The sequence below is a fragment of the Streptomyces sp. NPDC044064 genome (genome assembly GCF_056434245.1).
In genome coordinates this window covers 42,676-59,350 of record NZ_JBWKFN010000012.1, presented here as the reverse complement: position 1 = coordinate 59,350, position 16,675 = coordinate 42,676, and the positions used below count along the sequence as shown (strand labels likewise).

16 protein-coding genes are annotated in these 16,675 nt (G+C 71.3%); 8 read left to right on the top strand and 8 right to left on the bottom strand.

What is annotated here, in order from left to right; genetic code table 11:
• Positions 1-23: 23 nt before the first annotated feature.
• The 3 genes from AC07DS_RS20515 to AC07DS_RS20505 form a co-directional block, all read right to left on the bottom strand.
• Positions 24-1,511 (bottom strand): glutamate synthase subunit beta, encoded by a 1,488-nt coding sequence (locus AC07DS_RS20515; RefSeq protein ID WP_479147518.1) that lies wholly within the window; start codon positions 1,509-1,511, stop codon positions 24-26.
• A gap of 185 nt (positions 1,512-1,696) precedes the next feature.
• Complete coding sequence (locus AC07DS_RS20510; protein ID WP_479147516.1) at positions 1,697-2,176, bottom strand: anthrone oxygenase family protein; 480 nt, start codon at positions 2,174-2,176, stop codon at positions 1,697-1,699.
• Positions 2,177-2,370: 194 nt separating this feature from the next.
• The gene (locus AC07DS_RS20505; RefSeq protein WP_479147216.1) at positions 2,371-3,063 is read right to left on the bottom strand and encodes a DUF2293 domain-containing protein; all 693 of its coding nucleotides are present in this window, start codon (positions 3,061-3,063) and stop codon (positions 2,371-2,373) included.
• Between the two features lie 291 nt (positions 3,064-3,354).
• Here AC07DS_RS20505 and AC07DS_RS20500 point away from each other — a divergent pair, with 291 nt between their 5' ends.
• Both AC07DS_RS20500 and AC07DS_RS20495 read left to right on the top strand, forming a co-directional pair.
• Positions 3,355-3,987: a nucleoside/nucleotide kinase family protein gene (locus AC07DS_RS20500; RefSeq protein WP_479147214.1), complete on the top strand. Its 633-nt coding sequence runs from the start codon at positions 3,355-3,357 to the stop codon at positions 3,985-3,987.
• Positions 3,988-4,043: 56 nt separating this feature from the next.
• Complete coding sequence (locus AC07DS_RS20495) at positions 4,044-4,457, top strand: PPOX class F420-dependent oxidoreductase (RefSeq protein ID WP_479147212.1); 414 nt, start codon at positions 4,044-4,046, stop codon at positions 4,455-4,457.
• A gap of 4 nt (positions 4,458-4,461) precedes the next feature.
• Here AC07DS_RS20495 and corA read toward each other — a convergent pair whose 3' ends face one another.
• Complete coding sequence (gene corA, locus AC07DS_RS20490; RefSeq protein ID WP_479147211.1) at positions 4,462-5,589, bottom strand: magnesium/cobalt transporter CorA; 1,128 nt, start codon at positions 5,587-5,589, stop codon at positions 4,462-4,464.
• A 204-nt stretch (positions 5,590-5,793) separates the two neighbouring features.
• Between corA and AC07DS_RS20485 the strand changes: the two genes are divergently transcribed.
• On the top strand, positions 5,794-6,588 hold the full coding sequence (locus AC07DS_RS20485; protein ID WP_479147209.1) for a methyltransferase: 795 nt from the start codon (positions 5,794-5,796) through the stop codon (positions 6,586-6,588).
• Between the two features lie 121 nt (positions 6,589-6,709).
• Here AC07DS_RS20485 and AC07DS_RS20480 read toward each other — a convergent pair whose 3' ends face one another.
• Positions 6,710-7,645 carry a carbohydrate kinase family protein gene (locus tag AC07DS_RS20480; RefSeq protein WP_479147208.1) on the bottom strand — a complete coding sequence of 312 codons (936 nt, stop codon included), beginning with the start codon at positions 7,643-7,645 and terminating at the stop codon, positions 6,710-6,712.
• Complete coding sequence (locus AC07DS_RS20475) at positions 7,633-8,538, bottom strand: pseudouridine-5'-phosphate glycosidase (protein WP_479147206.1); 906 nt, start codon at positions 8,536-8,538, stop codon at positions 7,633-7,635. The genes AC07DS_RS20480 and AC07DS_RS20475 overlap by 13 nt, the downstream gene beginning before the upstream one ends.
• 99 nt (positions 8,539-8,637) lie before the next feature.
• Between AC07DS_RS20475 and AC07DS_RS20470 the strand changes: the two genes are divergently transcribed.
• On the top strand, positions 8,638-9,066 hold the full coding sequence (locus AC07DS_RS20470; protein ID WP_479147204.1) for a VOC family protein: 429 nt from the start codon (positions 8,638-8,640) through the stop codon (positions 9,064-9,066).
• 29 nt (positions 9,067-9,095) lie between these two features.
• Here AC07DS_RS20470 and AC07DS_RS20465 read toward each other — a convergent pair whose 3' ends face one another.
• Entirely contained in the window at positions 9,096-9,650 is a 555-nt protein-coding gene (locus AC07DS_RS20465) for a methylated-DNA--[protein]-cysteine S-methyltransferase (protein WP_479147203.1), read from the bottom strand.
• A gap of 53 nt (positions 9,651-9,703) precedes the next feature.
• On the bottom strand, positions 9,704-10,573 hold the full coding sequence (locus AC07DS_RS20460) for a glycerophosphodiester phosphodiesterase (RefSeq protein ID WP_479147201.1): 870 nt from the start codon (positions 10,571-10,573) through the stop codon (positions 9,704-9,706).
• A gap of 278 nt (positions 10,574-10,851) precedes the next feature.
• Between AC07DS_RS20460 and AC07DS_RS20455 the strand changes: the two genes are divergently transcribed.
• The 4 genes from AC07DS_RS20455 to AC07DS_RS20440 all read left to right on the top strand — a co-directional run bounded on the left by AC07DS_RS20455 (position 10,852) and on the right by AC07DS_RS20440 (position 16,642).
• Positions 10,852-11,730, top strand: coding sequence for an MHYT domain-containing protein (locus AC07DS_RS20455; RefSeq protein WP_479147199.1), 879 nt, complete (start codon positions 10,852-10,854; stop codon positions 11,728-11,730).
• Between the two features lie 40 nt (positions 11,731-11,770).
• The gene (gene uvrB / locus AC07DS_RS20450) at positions 11,771-13,918 is read left to right on the top strand and encodes an excinuclease ABC subunit UvrB (protein WP_479147197.1); all 2,148 of its coding nucleotides are present in this window, start codon (positions 11,771-11,773) and stop codon (positions 13,916-13,918) included.
• Positions 13,919-14,075: 157 nt separating this feature from the next.
• Positions 14,076-14,654 (top strand): TerD family protein, encoded by a 579-nt coding sequence (locus AC07DS_RS20445; RefSeq protein WP_479147195.1) that lies wholly within the window; start codon positions 14,076-14,078, stop codon positions 14,652-14,654.
• Positions 14,655-14,704: 50 nt separating this feature from the next.
• The gene (locus AC07DS_RS20440) at positions 14,705-16,642 is read left to right on the top strand and encodes a TerD family protein (protein WP_479147193.1); all 1,938 of its coding nucleotides are present in this window, start codon (positions 14,705-14,707) and stop codon (positions 16,640-16,642) included.
• The last annotated feature ends 33 nt before the right edge of the window (positions 16,643-16,675 follow it).

The following is a 16,675-nucleotide window of genomic DNA, read 5'->3' as shown; positions in this document are numbered from 1 at the left end:
CGCCGGCCGCAACTCCCGCTTCGTCACACGGACATCGGCCGGTCATGCGCGGATATCGGCGACGGCAGCCGTGAACTCCCCGTCAGGTAATGGTCCACGGCTGCCGCCACCGCCCGCCCCTCCGCGATCGCCCACACGATGAGCGACTGTCCACGCGCCGCGTCCCCGGCGGCGAACACGCCGGCGACGTTGGTCGCGAAGCCGCTGTCGCGGGCGATCGTGCCTCGCGGCTCCATCAACAGCCCCAACTGGTCGACCAGGCCGTCCTCCCGGTCGGGCCCGGAGAAACCGAGGGCGAGCAGCACCAGGTCGGCGGGCAGCGTCCGCCCGGTGCCCTGCACCGGCTGCCGCCGCTCGTCCACCTCGACCAGGTGCAGCGACCGCACGTGCCCGCCGTCGTCCCCGGCGAAGCGGAGCGTGGACGCCGCGAACAGCCGCGCGTCCGCGTCCGCCGCCGGAGCCGTCCGCAGGTCCCGCGCCTCCTCGTGCGCGGCGGACAGCCGGTAGAGCTTCGGGTAGGTCGGCCACGGCTCGGCCTCCTCGTCGCGCTCGGTACCCGGCTGCGCGTAGATGTCCAGCTGGGTCACCGACGCGGCCCCCTCGCGCACCGCGGTGCCCAGACAGTCCGCTCCGGTGTCGCCGCCACCCACGATCACCACATGCTTTCCGGCCGCGGACAGCGGCGAGGCCTCCAGATCCCCCTCGCACACCCGGTTGGCCAGCGGCAGGTACACCATCGCCTGGTGTATCCCGGTCAACTCCCGGCCCGGCACCGGAAGCTCCCGCCAGGCCGTCGCACCCGTGGCCACCACCACCGCGTCGTAGCGGGTCCGCAGTTCGTCCGCCGGGACATCCCGCCCGACCACCGTTGACGTACGGAACCTCGTCCCCTCGGCGCGCATCTGGGCGAGCCGCCGGTCCAGATGCCGCTTCTCCATCTTGAACTCGGGGATGCCGTACCGCATCAGCCCCCCGATCCGGTCGTCCCGCTCGTACACGGCGACCGTGTGCCCGGCCCTGGTCAGCTGCTGCGCCGCGGCGAGCCCGGTCGGTCCGGAGCCGATCACCGCGACGGTCTTTCCCGACAGCCGGTCCGGAGGCCGCGGCGGGGTGAAACCCTCCTCCCACGCCCGGTCGGCGATCGCGCACTCGACGTTCTTGATGGTCACGGCCGGCTGGTTGATCGCCAGCACGCACCCGGCCTCGCAGGGCGCCGGACACAGCCTCCCGGTGAACTCGGGAAAGTTGTTCGTCGCGTGCAGCCGGTCGCTCGCGGCCCGCCAGTCCTCGCGGGAGACCAGGTCGTTCCACTCGGGGATCAGATTGCCCAGCGGGCAGGCGTCGTGGCAGAACGGGATGCCGCAGTCCATGCAGCGGTCCGCCTGCTTGCTGACGATCGGCAGCAGCGCTCCCGGGACGTAGACCTCGTCCCAGTCCCTGACCCGTTCCTCGACGGGCCGCCGCGGCCATTCCTGGCGCGGCGTGGTCATGAACCCCTTGGGATCGGCCATGGTCGTCTTCCTCGCGTACGTGTACCGGAGGTACTCGATGTACGACGGGCCGTGCGTCATCGGGCGGCACTCTTTCGGCCACGATACGTCCACCCCGACACGCACGCAGAGTGGCCGACAGCGCTTTCTGAGCGGAATTCCTCAGCGCCCGGCCCGCCGCCTCCCCGATCCCGTACGGGACAGGCTCAGGCGAGGGCCAGCACGTACACGACGGCGGCCGCGGCGGAGGCGACCGTGCGGACGTGGTTCCAGAACGTCCACTCGCGCACGTACTGCGGCCAGTACGCCGTGGCCTCGGGGCTGCCCGGGGCCATCCGGGCCAGCCTGTCGTTGCGGGGCACGTTCGCGACCATGGTCAGCCCGAAGGAGCCGAGCAGATACAGAGCGCTGCCCAGCAGCAGCTCCGCCTTGCCCTCGTCCGGCCACACCACGAACGTCACCACCGCGGTTGTCGCGCACAGCGCCGCCGAGCCCATGAACACCAGCATGAACGCGGGCCGCACGGCGGCCACGTTGATCGCCTTCATCGCGGCGACGCCCTGCGCCGCAGGCAGCGCGGCCAGCCCTCGCATCACGAAGGTCGAGAACCCGCAGAACACCCCGGCCACCAGCCCGGTCCCCAGCACGCCCAGTACGGCCAGCACGAAGAACGGCCCATCGATCACGGTCACACCCCACTTCCAGCTCGTCCCGGGCCGAGACCCGGCTTCAGTGCTCCTCTCCAGTCAAGGCGCAGCACGCCGAGGCGACCATGGCCGAGGGACGCGGTCGCATACGCGAGCGTCCAGCCCCGCCTCGCCCCGTGTCCGGGCCCGTCCTGCCTCGTGTCCGGCCCCGCCCCACCCTGTGTCCGGCCCCCTCAGCCGACGTCGGCCTCCTCTGCCCACCCCCGCAGCACGCTCTCCACGCCCGCCGCGATCCGCCGCCGCGCCTCGAACCTCGATGCCCCGCCCATGAGCAGCTGGTCGTACGGCGTGTCCACGTGCCGTACGGCCGCCACGACCGCCGAGATCACCGCCCCCTCCGTCAATGCCCGTCCTGCCGCACTGCGCCCGACCCGCCCGCTGCCCCGCGCCGACGCGTGCGCCGCGATCGCCCGGGCGCGGTCGGCCGGGCACCCCGGAAACAGCCGCAGGATCTCCGCCGCGAACGCCGCCGTGAACCGCTCGTCCTCCGCCGCCCTGCGCCGGGCGTCCCGGGCCCGCCGCCGACGCCTCGCCTCCGCGTCCGCCAGGCACCGTGCCTCGGCCCGGGCGAGTGCCGCCTCCTCCACGAGAACGCCCTGCCGTTCGTACCGGCTCCTGCGCCGGTTGAACCGCACGACCACCACCGACAGCGTGCTCTCCTCCCTCGCCCGGCGGGTCAGCGCGGTGTCGCCCCGCGGCAGGAACACCAGGTGCCCCAGGTCGGCGCAGTGGAGGCAGCGCGGTGCCCCGTCCTCCAGCACGAGCAGTGCGAGCGGACCACGCCGGCACCCCGCGCAGCGCTTGCTCCGCAGCGGTTGGACGGCGACAAGTCCACTGGGTACCCGAGGAGTTGAAGAAGGTGCCATACGCCCTTCTTTCCCCGTCTCCGCCCACCGCTCCCACGCCCGACCTGCCGCACCCGCTCCTCCTCCCCGACGCCGAAATCGACACCCGCGCACGGTGCCGCACCGGCGTGGCGACACTTCCGACCGGCGCGGTGTCCGTCGCCCGCCCGGCCGGCCTCGCCACCGGTTTTGGGTCCGCCGACGGCCAGTGGTGTGTGCCGGTGACCTGGGCCTGGGCTCGGAGGGCCGTCCCGGTGGCCGTCGCCGACCCTGCCGACCCTCCCCGCCGACCCCTCCCGGCATCATGGGGCTGTGCGACTCGAAGCGATCACCTGGGACCGGCTCGCCGAGCTGCTCGCCGACCGGCTGCTCGAGCTGGATCCGGCCGACGGGGGTGCCTGGCCGCGCGTCGGCTTCGACGGGGCGCCGGCCGCCAGTCCGGTGGACCTCGCCGAGCGCGTCGCCGAGGCGCTGCGCGTACGCGGCCGGCCGTCACTGGTCGTCGGCGCCGAGGGCTTTCTGCGCCCTGCGTCTCTCCGCCTGGAACACGGGCGACGGGACGCGGAGTCGTACTACGACGGCTGGTTCGACACGGGTGCGCTGTGGCGCGAGGTCTTCGGCCCACTCGACCCCGGTGGCAACGGCCGCGTGCTGCCCGACCTGTGGGACCCGGCAACCGACCGTGCCACCCGCAGCCCCTACGTCCAACTCCCGCCCGGCGGGATCCTGTTGCTCCATGGCCCCCTTCTCCTGCGGCACTGGTTCCCCTTCGATCTGACCGTCCACGTCCTCCTTTCCCAGGGCGCCCTGCGCCGTCGTACCCCGGAGGCCGACCACTGGACGCTCCCCGCCTTCGAGCGCTACGAGGGCGAGACCGACCCGGCCGGCACGGCCGACGTCCTCGTGCGTGCCGACGATCCTCGCCACCCCGCCTGGAGCGGCTGATCCAAGCGGTCCACCCAACCCCTTTACATGCACGCGCATGTAACTAGAGTGGGGTCATGACGATCTCCTCCGGCGCTCCCGTCGCCTTCGACGACTCCGTCCGTGCTCTCCTCGACGGCAAGAACTTCGCCGGCGTCGCCACCCTCGGCCCCGACGGTGCCCCGCAGAACTCGGTGGTCTGGATCAAGCGTGAGGGTGACACCGTGCTCTTCTCGTCCACCGAAGGCCGTCAGAAGGTGCGCAATCTCCGCCGTGACCCGCGCATCAGCCTGACTGTCTTCGACCTGGCCAACCCCTACCACTCCGCCGAGATCCGAGGCGTCGCCGAGATCCTGCCGGACGAGGGCAAGCGGCTCCCGCACGAGCTGTCGCACAAGTACCTCGGCATCGACCCGCCCGCCGAGAAGGACGACGAAGTCCGCGTGATCATCAAGATCGTCCCGCGGAAGGTCGTGGCCTTCTCGGCGTGAGAGGTCACAGCCAGCCGTTGCGCCGGAAGCCCCGGTAGAGCACGAGACAGGCCGCCGCCATCACGCCCATCACGAGCGGATAGCCGAACCGCCAGTGCAGCTCCGGCATGTGGTCGAAGTTCATGCCGTAGACCCCGCACACCATCGTCGGTACGGCGATCACCGCCGCCCAGGCCGTGATCTTCCGCATGTCCTCGTTCTGTGCGACCGTCACCTGCGCGAGGTGTGCCTGCAGGATGGAGTTGAGCAGTTCGTCGAACGCGGCTATCTGCTCCTTGGCCCGCATCAGGTGGTCGAACACGTCCCTGAAGTACGCCTGTATCTCCGCGTCGATCACACGGATCGGCCGGGTCGCCAGATCCTCCACCGGGCGGGCCAGCGGCACCACCGCCCGCTTCAGTTCGAGGAGTTCACGCTTCAGCTGATAGATGCGCCCCGGGTCGGCCCGCGCACCGTTCTCCGAGAACACGTCCGTCTCGACCTGGTCGATGTCGGCCTGCACCGCGTCCGTGACGGTCAGATAGTCGTCCACGACGTGGTCGGCGATCGCGTGCAGCACCGCCGCCGGCCCCTTGGCGAGCTGCTGCGGCTCCGCCTCCAGCTCCTCGCGCAGCGGGCCGAGCGAGCCGTGCCGCCCGTGCCGCACCGTGATGACGAAGTCCTCGCCGACGAACACCATGATCTCGCCTGTGTCGACCACCTCGCTCGTCGCTGTCAGCTGCTCGTGTTCCACGTAACAGACGGTCTTGAACACGGCGAAGAGCGTTTCCCCGTACCGCTCCAGCTTGGGGCGCTGATGGGCCTCCACCGCGTCCTCCACGGCCAGCGGGTGCAGGTCGAACAGCTCGGCGATACCCGCGAACTCGCTGTCCGTCGGCTCGTGCAGCCCCAGCCAGACGAACCCCTCGCCGCTTTTGCGCACCATCTCCACTGCATGCACCAGGTCGGTGCACCCGGGCACCCGGGTGCCGTCCTGGTACGTCACGCAGTTCACCACGGAGGAACCCAGCGGTGACCGGGCGGGGTGGCTCAGGTCCACGCGGGGCCGCCGCCGGGCCAGCCGCGCCACCTTGCGCAGGCTGCCGACCCGGCCCAGCCCCGTGACCTTCCGCAGATTCCCTGCCATGGACATCTGGATCTCCTCGCGTGGATCTCCTCGCACAACGCCTTCACGCCTTGCCCGGCCAGTGTGCCAGCCCGGTGCAAAGTGCGGGTAAGCCTGTGGGAACAGTCCGTTCCGCTTTGTTCCCGCCTGTGGACGGAGCGTCGGCCGGTGCAACCGGTTCGAGTGAGCCGTACAACTTCGAGTGAGCCGCACGACTGGGATGATCACGGTATGACGCCATCCGACGGGTACCTCCTGAACAACCGGCAGGACGAGGCGGGGGAGCGCTTCGACGCCTTCGCCTCCCTCTTCGATCCGGTGACGTTCCGGCACCTCGAAGGGCTCGGGCTCGGCCCCGGCCGCCGCTGCTGGGAAGTGGGGGCCGGCGGCACCTCCGTGGTGTCCTGGCTCGCCCGGCAGGTCGGACCCACCGGCCAGGTCCTGGCCACCGACATCGACACCTCGCGGCTCGCCGCCGTGGCCCGCCCTCCGGTCGAGGTCCGCGTCCACGACGTAGGCGCGGACGAGCCGCCGGGCGACGGCTTCGACCTGGTGCACGCCCGGCTGGTCCTCGTTCATGTCCCGGACCGGGAAAGGGCGTTGCGCTCCATGGTCAGCGCACTGCGGCCCGGCGGAATGCTGCTGATCGAGGACGCCGACCCGGCCCTTCAGCCCCTGATCTGCCCCGACGAGCACGGCCCCGAGCAGCGGCTCGCCAACCGCCTTCGGCAGGGCTTCCGCAAACTGCTCGCCGAGCGCGGCGCCGATCTGTCGTACGGCCGCAAGCTCCCGCGTCTGCTCCGCGAGGCCGGGCTGCGCGACGTCGTTGCGGACGCGTACTTCCCCGTCACCTCGCCCGCCTGCACAGCCCTGGAGTCCGCCACGGTCCGCCAGATCCGTGGCCGGCTCGTGGCCGCAGGCCTCGCCACCGACGAGGACATCGACCGCCACCTGGCCAACGTGGAAGCGGGCGGCATGGACCTGGCCACCGCACCGATGATCTCCGCGTGGGGGCGTAAGGGCTGAGTACCGACGAAGCCACCCGCGTCGCACGGTGGCCGCAATGGTCCAGAAGGCGATGGCCAGGTCAGAAGTCGGTATTTCGGGCAGAAGGTGCCTTCTGTGGCAGGTTGGTCAGAGGCATCCCCTAGCCGTCCTCGCCCCGGTGCGGTGGTCTGCCACCCACCCGTTCCACCGCTCGTGCTCCTGCCCGGCAGCCCTGTGACGCCGCCTCGTCCGGATCCATGCCCGTGAGCAGGGCGGCCAGGAACGCGCCGGTGAAGGCGTCGCCGGCGCCCGTGGTGTCCAGCGGGTTCGCCGGCACGGCCGGAACCCGGGCGGTCACGGCCCCGGAACGGGCCACCAGTGCCCCGGCCACACCCGACTTGGCCACCACCAGTGGGACCAGACGGCTCAACTTGGCCGCCGCGTCCGCCGGTTCGGGCAGCCCGGTCAGCAGACACGCCTCGTCCCGGCTGGGCAGCAGTACGTCCAGGCCCTCCGCGAACGCCAGGAAAGGGTCCACGCCGAACTCCAGCAGGAAGCCCGCCGACGCCGGGTCCAGGCTGACCGGCACCCCACGCCCGCGCGCCGCGGCAAGGGCAACCTCGGCGAGCGCCCGGCTCGGCTCGGAGAACAACAGGTAGCCGGACAGATGCAGCCGGGCGACCCCGTCGAGCAACGCGTCGGACCAGTCGGCGGGTTCGAGCCGCAGAGACGCCCCGCTGTCCGTGAGAAACGTGCGCTCGGCCGAGGCGCCGGTGTCGACGAGGCAGATCACCGTCCCGGTCGTCGCCTCCCGGTCGACCACCAGCCCGGGCCGCACCCCGGCCGCCAGCAGCTCCCGCTCGTGCCACTCCGCCGCGTCCGCGCCCACCCGTCCGAGCAGCCGCACGTCCGCACAGCCCGCATGGGCCGCCCAGCAGGCCACGTTGGCGCCCGCGCCGCCCGGCAGGGTCCGGATGGCGGCGGCCGTGTCGGTGCCGGTCGCGAGCGGCCCCCGGTGCCGGGCGACGACATCGGTGACGACGTCCCCGACGACCAGCAGCGCCCCGCCCCGGGGTGCGGGCACTACCTGGTCCACGCCGCCGCGATCCGCGCCGCCAGCCGCACATTGCCGCGCACCGCCGCCAGGTTGGCGTCCAGCGAAGCGCCGTCCGTGTGCCGGACCAGGAAGTCGAGCAGGAACGGCGTGACCGCCTGCCCGGTGACCCCCTCCTCGTCACAGGCGCGCAGCGCGTCGGCGAGCACGCGCGCGTGCAGCCCCGGATCGAGCTGCTCCTCCTCCGGGACAGGGTTGGCGACGATCAGCGCCGACTCCGGCGCGTTCAGCGCGTCCTGCGCCCGCATGACCTCGGCGACCTCTTCCGGGCTCTGCAGCGTCCAGTCGACCGGATGCCCGGAGTCGGACAGATAGAACCCGGGGAACCGGTCGGTGCGGTACCCGGCGACGGCCACGCCCAGCGTCTCCAGCCGCTGCAGGGTCGCCGGCACGTCCAGGATCGACTTCACGCCCGCGCACACCACCGTGATCCGGGTCCGCGCCAGCAGGCCCAGGTCGGCGGACTCGTCCTGGGTCACCGTCCACTCCCGGTGCACACCGCCCAGCCCGCCCGTGGCGAACACCCGGACGCCCGCCAGCGCGGCCAGTTGCGCCGTCGCCGACACGGTCGTCGCTCCGCTCGCCCTCGCCGCCACGGCAGGCGGCAGATCGCGGTGGCCCAGCTTGCGGATGCCGTCCTCGTTCGCGATCCGCTCCAGCTGCTCCTTGTCCAGGCCCACGTGCGGGCGCCCGTCCAGGACGGCGATGGTCGCGGGGACGGCGCCCTCCTGCCGCACCACGTGCTCCAGCTCCAGCGCCACCTGCAGATTGCGCGGACGCGGCAGCCCGTGCGCGATGATCGTGGACTCCAGGGCCACCACCGGCCGCCGCGCCCCGATCGCTTCCCGGACTTCTTCCGACACCACCAGCACCACGTGCCCGCCTCCTGTCCGTCGGTCCTTCCTCATCTCTGGCGGGCGCCACATCCCGCTAAACGCTTGCCGTCTGTGGGGGACACCACCAGCCTGGACCGCATGACTGACCACACCACGCGTTTCGACCATGTCGTCCTGTGGGTGGCCGACCCGGTCGCAGCCGCGGGCTTCTACGAGAACGCCGTCGGCCTGGAGCCGCTGAAGGTCGCCGAGTACACCGAGGGAAAGGTGTCGTTCGTCTCCGTACGCGTCAACGAGGAGACGATCCTGGACCTCGCGCCGCACAGCCTCGTGGAGCGCATGAACATGCTCCCCGGCTCCGTCGAGAGCGCGGGCCATCCCGTCAACCACGTCTGCCTGGCGCTGTCGTCCGCCGGCTTCGACGCCCTGCGCGCCCGCCTGGCCGAACACGGCGTCCCCGTGTCCGACATCGGCCACGACTCCTCCGGTGCCCGCGGGAACGCGAAGCGGAACTTCTATTTCCGGGACCCGGACGGCAACGTCTTCGAGGCCCGGCACTACGCGTAGCCGTGTTCCGGGCGTGCGGCCCGCCGCCGTCAGAACAGCGGCTCGGGCAGCACGCCCTCCAGTGCGAGCAGCTTCCGCTTGGTCTCCAGACCGCCACCGAAGCCGCCGATGCCGCCGTCGCTCTCCACCACCCGGTGGCACGGAACGACGACCGGCAGCGGATTGGCGCCCATCGCTGCACCCACGGCCTGCGCCCCGCCCGGCTGCCCGACCCGGCCGGCCAGATCGCCGTACCCCACCACCGTGCCGTACGGGACCCCGGAAGCCAGCTCGCGCAGCACCTGCCGGTTGAAGCCCGAGATGAGCGACCAGTCCAGGGGCAGGTCGAAGTCGTGACGCTCACCCGCGAAGTACGCCTCGAGCTGCCGTATCGCCTCGGCCAGCAGCGGCGAGTCCGGGTCCTCGACGGGTGGGGTGCCCAGCCGGGCCGCCAGCCGCTCCAGGGTCCGGTCGCGCACCGCGTCCGTGGCGTGGAAGACGACGTTGACGAGTCCCTCGCGTGTCGCCGCCAGCATCAGCGGGCCGATGCCGGTGCCCACGAGGGCCCATACGACCCGCTGCTCGTCCTGCCCATGGCTGTCCATGCGCCCACCGTACGACCCGCCACTGACAACGCCCGCCGCACCGCGGTCCCGGCTCAGCCCGTTCGCAGTGCCGTCCGGACGACGTCGGGCTTGTTGGTGATGAGCCCGTCGACGCCGTAGCCCGAAGCCTTCCAGGCGCCGGCCGCGTCGTCCACCGTCCAGGCGAACACCCTGAGCCGCCTGCCGTGCGGTCCGGTGACGGCATGCACCGCGGAGACGTAGCGGGCGGAGATCGACCCGTACGAGGGATTGATCAGGTCGCTGAAACGCGCGTACTGGCCCAGCTGCACCACGGGCGGCGTGCCGAGGTAGGCGGTGGTGAGCGCCGGCTTCAGCCTGTGCACGGTACGCACGCTGTCCGCGTCGAAACTCTGCACGATCAGCCGGCCGAGGTGCCGGCGGTCCAGCCAGCCCTCGTCGCCGAGCAGCCGCACGGTCTGCTGCTCGATGCCGGGATACAGCTCCGGGTTCTTCACCTCCAGGAGCAGCTTCTCGCGGTTGTGCTCGACCCGGCGCATGTACTGCTTCAGAGTGGGCACGCGCGTGCCCGCGTACGCCGGGGAGAACCAGCTGCCCGCGTCCAGCCGGGCGATCTCGGCGGCGGTGAAGTCCTTCACCTTCCAGGGCGCCCGGCCCGGGAAGACGTCCTCGACGTTGGTGGTGCGCCGCAGGCTGTCGTCGTGGATGACGACCAGCCGGCCGTCCTTGGTGCGCTGGACGTCGTTCTCGACCCAGGAGAAGCCCAGCTGGGCGGCCTTGTCGATGGAGGCCAGCGTGTTCTCGGGAGCGTAGGCGGAGGCACCGCGGTGGGCGATCACCGTGGGCTCGCCGGCCTCGCCCGCCAGGGCGTCGGAGGCGGGGCTCAGCAGGGCTGCCGTCCCCAGGATCGCGGTTGCCGTGGCGGCGACTGCGCGCGCGTACATGCGGACTCCTCGCGTCGAGCGATTACCGACAGCATCAGCTTGACAGCAGAGAGTCAACGTATGCGGGCGCAGGACGGCCACACGATGAATGGTGTCGCCCAAGTCCGCTCACGAGTGCCGCACAAGTGAGGCAAGGGCGTGTTTCTTTGCCGGAAAATCGTTCGACCATTCCGGTGCGGGTCATACTCTCTGCGTCAACCCTGACCGCCGGCGCGGTCCTGGGACGGGGGCGCATTTCAGAAATTCCGGGACGCAACAGGGCGGAAGGGCAGCCGCGCATGCAGGGCACGGTCGACGGATTCAGCTACGGGGTCGTCACCCCGTTGGTGGCCTTTCTGATGGCCTGCCTCGGTGGCGCCCTCGGCCTGCGCTGCACCACCCGGTCCCTGCTGGTCACGCACTCCTGGCGGCCCGCCTGGCTGGCCCTCGGCTCGGCCGCGATCGGCTCCGGCATATGGACCATGCACTTCGTCGCCATGATGGGCTTCACCATCGAAGAGACGCCGATCCACTACGACGGACCGATCACCTACGCGAGCCTCGGCCTCGCCATCGTCATGGTGGGCGTCGGGATCTTCATCGTCGGCTACCGGGGCGCCACCGGCGCCGCTCTGTTCACCGGCGGCACGATCACCGGTCTGGGCGTCGCCTCGATGCACTACCTCGGCATGGCGGGCATGCACTTCGACGGACGGTTCTCGTACAACACGCTCACCGTCGCCGCCTCCGTCGCCATAGCGGTCGTGGCCGCCACGGCCGCCCTTTGGGCGGCCGGACGCGTACGGGGGTTCCTGTGGAGCGTCGGGGCCAGCATGGTGATGGGCCTCGCCGTCACCGGCATGCACTACACCGGTATGGCCGCCCTCGACGTCCACCTCCACAACACCCCCGGCTCCGCCACCACGGGCTCACCGGCCACGGTGCTCGCGCCGATGCTGATCGGCCCGCTCGCCTTCCTGCTCCTCGCCGGCGTCGTCGTGATGTTCGACCCGCTGATGGTCATGGGCAGGCCCACCCGGCGGGACGTCGAGGACAAGCCGGGTGTCCCGGCCGCCGCCGTGCCCTCCCACCAGCACCGCCCCCCGGCGCTCCACGCCGGCCGCCGGCCGGTCCGCGACTCCCGGCTCCACGGCTCCCGCACCCCGCAGAACCGCTGACCGGGACCCGTTGTCAGTGCGGGGTCGTACGGTGGATCCCATGCGGCCCGTTTCCCACATCGAACGCACGGTGGCGCCCTTCGAGGTCGTCAGCCCCTACCAGCCCAGCGGAGACCAGCCGGCGGCCATCGCCGAGCTGGCCAAGCGCATCGAGGCCGGTGAGAAGGACGTCGTCCTGCTCGGCGCGACCGGCACCGGCAAGTCCGCCACCACCGCGTGGATGATCGAGAAGCTCCAGCGCCCCACCCTCGTGATGGCGCCGAACAAGACGCTGGCCGCCCAGCTGGCCAACGAGTTCCGCGAGCTCCTCCCGAACAACGCGGTCGAGTACTTCGTCTCGTACTACGACTACTACCAGCCCGAGGCCTACGTCCCGCAGTCGGACACCTACATCGAGAAGGACTCCTCGATCAACGAGGAGGTCGAGCGCCTGCGCCACTCGGCGACGAACTCGCTGCTCACCCGCCGCGACGTCATCGTGGTCGCCTCGGTGTCCTGCATCTACGGCCTCGGCACCCCGCAGGAGTACGTGGACCGGATGGTCCCCCTCCGCGTCGGCGACGAGATGGACCGCGACGAACTGCTGCGCCGCTTCGTCGACATCCAGTACACGCGCAACGACATGGCCTTCACCCGCGGCACCTTCCGGGTCCGCGGCGACACCATCGAGATCTTCCCGGTCTACGAGGAGCTGGCCGTCCGCATCGAGATGTTCGGCGACGAGATCGAGGCCCTGTCCACGCTCCACCCGCTCACCGGTGAGATCATCAGCGACGACCAGCAGCTGTACGTCTTCCCCGCCTCGCACTACGTCGCCGGCCCCGAACGCATGGAGCGGGCCGTCAACGACATCGAGAAGGAGCTCGGGGAGCGCCTGTCCGAGCTGGAGAAGCAGGGCAAGCTGCTGGAGGCCCAGCGTCTGCGGATGCGCACCACGTACGACATCGAGATGCTCCGCCAGATCGGCAGCTGTTCCGGTGTGGAGAACTACTCGATGCACTTCGACGGCCGCTTGCCCGGCTCCCCACCCAACACCCTGCTGGACTACTTCCCGGACGATTTCCTGCTCGTCATCGACGAGTCGCACGTCACGGTCCCGCAGATCGGCGCCATGTACGAGGGCGACGCCTCCCGCAAGCGGACCCTGGTCGACCACGGCTTCCGACTGCCCTCCGCCCTGGACAACCGCCCCCTGAAGTGGGAGGAGTTCCAGGAGCGCATCGACCAGACGGTCTACCTGTCGGCGACCCCGGGCACCTACGAACTGTCCCGCGGCGACGGCGTCGTCGAGCAGATCATCCGCCCCACCGGCCTCGTCGACCCGGAGGTCGTGGTCAAGCCCACCGAGGGGCAGATCGACGACCTGGTGCACGAGATCCGCAAGCGCACCGAGAAGGACGAGCGCGTCCTGGTCACCACGCTCACCAAGAAGATGGCCGAGGACCTCACGGACTACTTCCTGGAACTCGGCATCCAGGTGCGCTATCTGCACAGCGACGTCGACACCCTGCGCCGTGTCGAGCTGCTGCGTGAGCTGCGCTCCGGCGAGTTCGACGTCCTGGTCGGCATCAACCTGCTCCGTGAGGGTCTCGACCTGCCAGAGGTGTCCCTGGTGGCGATCCTCGACGCTGACAAGGAGGGCTTCCTGCGCTCCGGCACCTCGCTGATCCAGACCATCGGACGCGCGGCGCGCAACGTCTCCGGCCAGGTCCACATGTACGCCGACAAGATCACCCCGGCGATGGAGAGGGCCATCGAGGAGACCAACCGCCGCCGGGAGAAGCAGGTCGCCTACAACAAGGCCAACGGCATCGATCCGCAGCCGCTGCGCAAGAAGATCAACGACATCGTCGCGCAGATCGCCCGCGAGGAGGTCGACACCGAACAGCTGCTCGGCTCCGGCTACCGCAAGCAGAAGGACGGCAAGGGCGCCAAGGCCCCCGTCCCGTCGCTCGGCGACAAGGCGGCCAAGGGTGCGAAGGGCGGCAAGGCCGCCAAGGGCAAGGCGGGGGCCGCCGTGCCCACGGACCGCCCGGCGGCCGAACTCGCCGAGCAGATCGAGGAGATGACGGAGCGCATGCGCGCCGCCGCCGCCGAGCTGCAGTTCGAGATCGCGGCCCGGCTGCGCGACGAGGTCTCCGAGATGAAGAAGGAACTGCGCCAGATGCGGGAGGCGGGCCTCGCCTGACCCCTTGTGACCCTGCCGGACCTCGGCATACGCGCCTCGTGTTGCAACACCGACACAAAGCGCGAGCCGGGGTTCGGCACTGTCACTGCCCCTGCGTAGGGTTCTGGACAGCCGCCCACTGTGCGGCAACAGGGGACCATCGAGAGGGGAATCAGCCGTGACCGTCAATTTGACCAAGGGTCAGGCCATCAGCCTGGAGAAGAAGGACGGGGCCACCCTGACCGCGGTCCGCATGGGTCTCGGCTGGCAGGCGGCGAAGCGGCGCGGCCTGTTCGGCTCGCGCACCCGCGAGATCGACCTGGACGCCTCCGCGGTTCTCTTCGCCGACAAGGAGCCGGTCGACGTCGTCTTCTTCCGGCACCTGGTGAGCGACGACGGCTCCGTGCGCCACACCGGCGACAACCTCGTCGGCGGCGTCGGCCAGGGCGGTGACGACGAGGCCATCCTCGTGGACCTGCAGCGCGTTCCGGTCCACGTCGACCAGATCATCTTCACCGTGAACTCCTTCACGGGCCAGACCTTCCAGGAGGTGGAGAACGCGTTCTGCCGCCTCGTGGACGAGACCAACGGCCAGGAGCTGGCCCGTTACACGCTGGCGGGCGGCGGCGAGTACACCGCCCAGATCATGGCCAAGGTGCACCGCGTGGGCTCGGGCTGGACGATGACCGCCCTGGGCGAGCCGGCCAGGGGCCGCACCTTCCAGGACCTGATGCCGGCGATCCGGTCGTACCTGTAGGACCGCCTGACGCGGCGCGCACGACAACACGACACAGGGGGGCGTCGGCGATGACGGCCGAGCTGGTGCGGGGACAGAACCACCCGCTGTCGCAGGTCCGGCTGGAGATCCGGATCTCTGCCGGGGTGCCGGTCCTGGCGGGAGCCACGCTCGGCGACGAGCACGGCACGGTCCACGGTGCCGAGTGGGTGGCCCACCCCGGCGCCCCCACGCTGCCCGGGATCGAGGTCTCCCGGCAGGCCGCCGCCGACCACCGGCTCGCCGTCGACCTGGCCGCCCTGCCCGAGGCGATCCACCGCGTCACCGTGCTGCTGGCCCTGCCCACGCAGCCGGGAGGCGCGCTCCGGTTCGGCGCGGTCGCCGCCCCGCGCACGGCGGTCACCGGCCTCGACGGCGCCGAGATCGTCCGCTTCACCCTCACCGGCCTGGACGCCGAGTCGGCCGTCGTCGCCCTGGAGCTGTACCGGCGGCAGGACGCCTGGAAGGTACGTGCGGTCGGCCAGGGCTACGCAGGCGGCCTCGCCGCACTCTTCACCGACCAGGGCCTGCCCCGGCCCGAAGCACTCGCGGCGGGCATCCAGGAGGCGGTGTCCCGAAGCCTCGCCCGCGCGATACCGGTGCCACAGCCGCAGGACACCGTCGGCTCTCCGGCGTCACGGCCGACACAGCCGTACGACGCGCAGGGCGCGCAGGACGCGCACGATGCTCGGACTTCGGGCGGTGCGATCGACGCCCGGGCATCGGGCGGCGCGGTCGACGCCCGAACGCCGGGGGGCCCGATCGACTACACCCACCCCGGCCGCCGTACCCCCACGGCCCCGCCGCCCCCGGCGTCCCCGGTCCCGGACAGGCAGCCTCCCCAGCCCGTAGCCGGTGACGCGGTGGGCTGGTCGATGGAGGAGCGGCTGTACAACCAGGTCTGGGGCATGTTCGAGGACCTGGCCCGCACCACGGCCGCGTACCGCAGTGCCGTGGACTTCGCCGGTGCCCGTCTGGAGAAGGAACTCGACCAGGTCCTCGCCGATCCCCGCAGCCGACTCGGCGCGGCGGGCCAGGCCATGCGCGAGACGGCCCACGCCCGGCACTCCCAGCTGGTCGACCAGGCACGGGCGGTTTTCGACCGGGATCTCGCTCAGCTCACCGCCGAGTCCGAGGTCGTCGAGCCCGCGCTGCCGCCGGCGTACGCCGGCTGGGACAACCCCGTCTGGCACGGCTACCGGGTGCCGGACGAGCCGCCCATGGCCGTGCGGCTCGGCGATCTCCACCTGCCCGAGAGCGTGCCGCTGCGCATTCCCATGCTGGTCAGGCTGCCGCTGGAACGCGGGCTGTGGATCGACAGCGGCCCGGTGGAAGGACCCGATGACACCTTCCTGGACTCCGTCGAGGCCCGCCGGCTGGCCATGGACGCCGCGGTGGCGCTCGCGGTCCGGCTGCTCGCAGTCCACCCGGTGGGGGAGTTTGCCGTGCAGGTCGTCGACCCGGCCGGTGCAGGGGCTCAGGCGCTGCTGCCGTTGACGCGGGCGGGGGCTGTGGCGGTGCCCACCGCGAGCGGCGCGGCGGGCGTGACGGACATGCTGGGACGGCTCACCCGTCGTGTCGACCTGACGCAGATGGCGGTGCGCGGCGGCGCGGCCGAATCGCTGCCACCCGACGTCGACCCCGCCCAGCAGCTGCTGATCGTGAACGACTTCCCGCACGGCTTCGACGACCGGGCGGTGACCCAGCTGCGCTACCTCGCCGACGAGGGCCCGGCCGTCGGCGTGCATCTGCTGATGGTCGCGGACCGCGCGGACGCCGAGGCCTACGGCCCGTTGCTCGACCCGCTGTGGCGTTCGCTCATGCGACTCACCCCCGTACCGGACGATCATCTCGCCGACCCCTGGGTCGGCCACACCTGGACCTACGAACCCTCACTCGTGCCGCCCGGCAGCGAGATCCTCCAGCAGGTGCTCGCCGCGGTGGCGGCGGCCCGTACCAAGTATCAGTAAAGCGCCACTGAGCAGGGTATTTGGTCTTTCTTT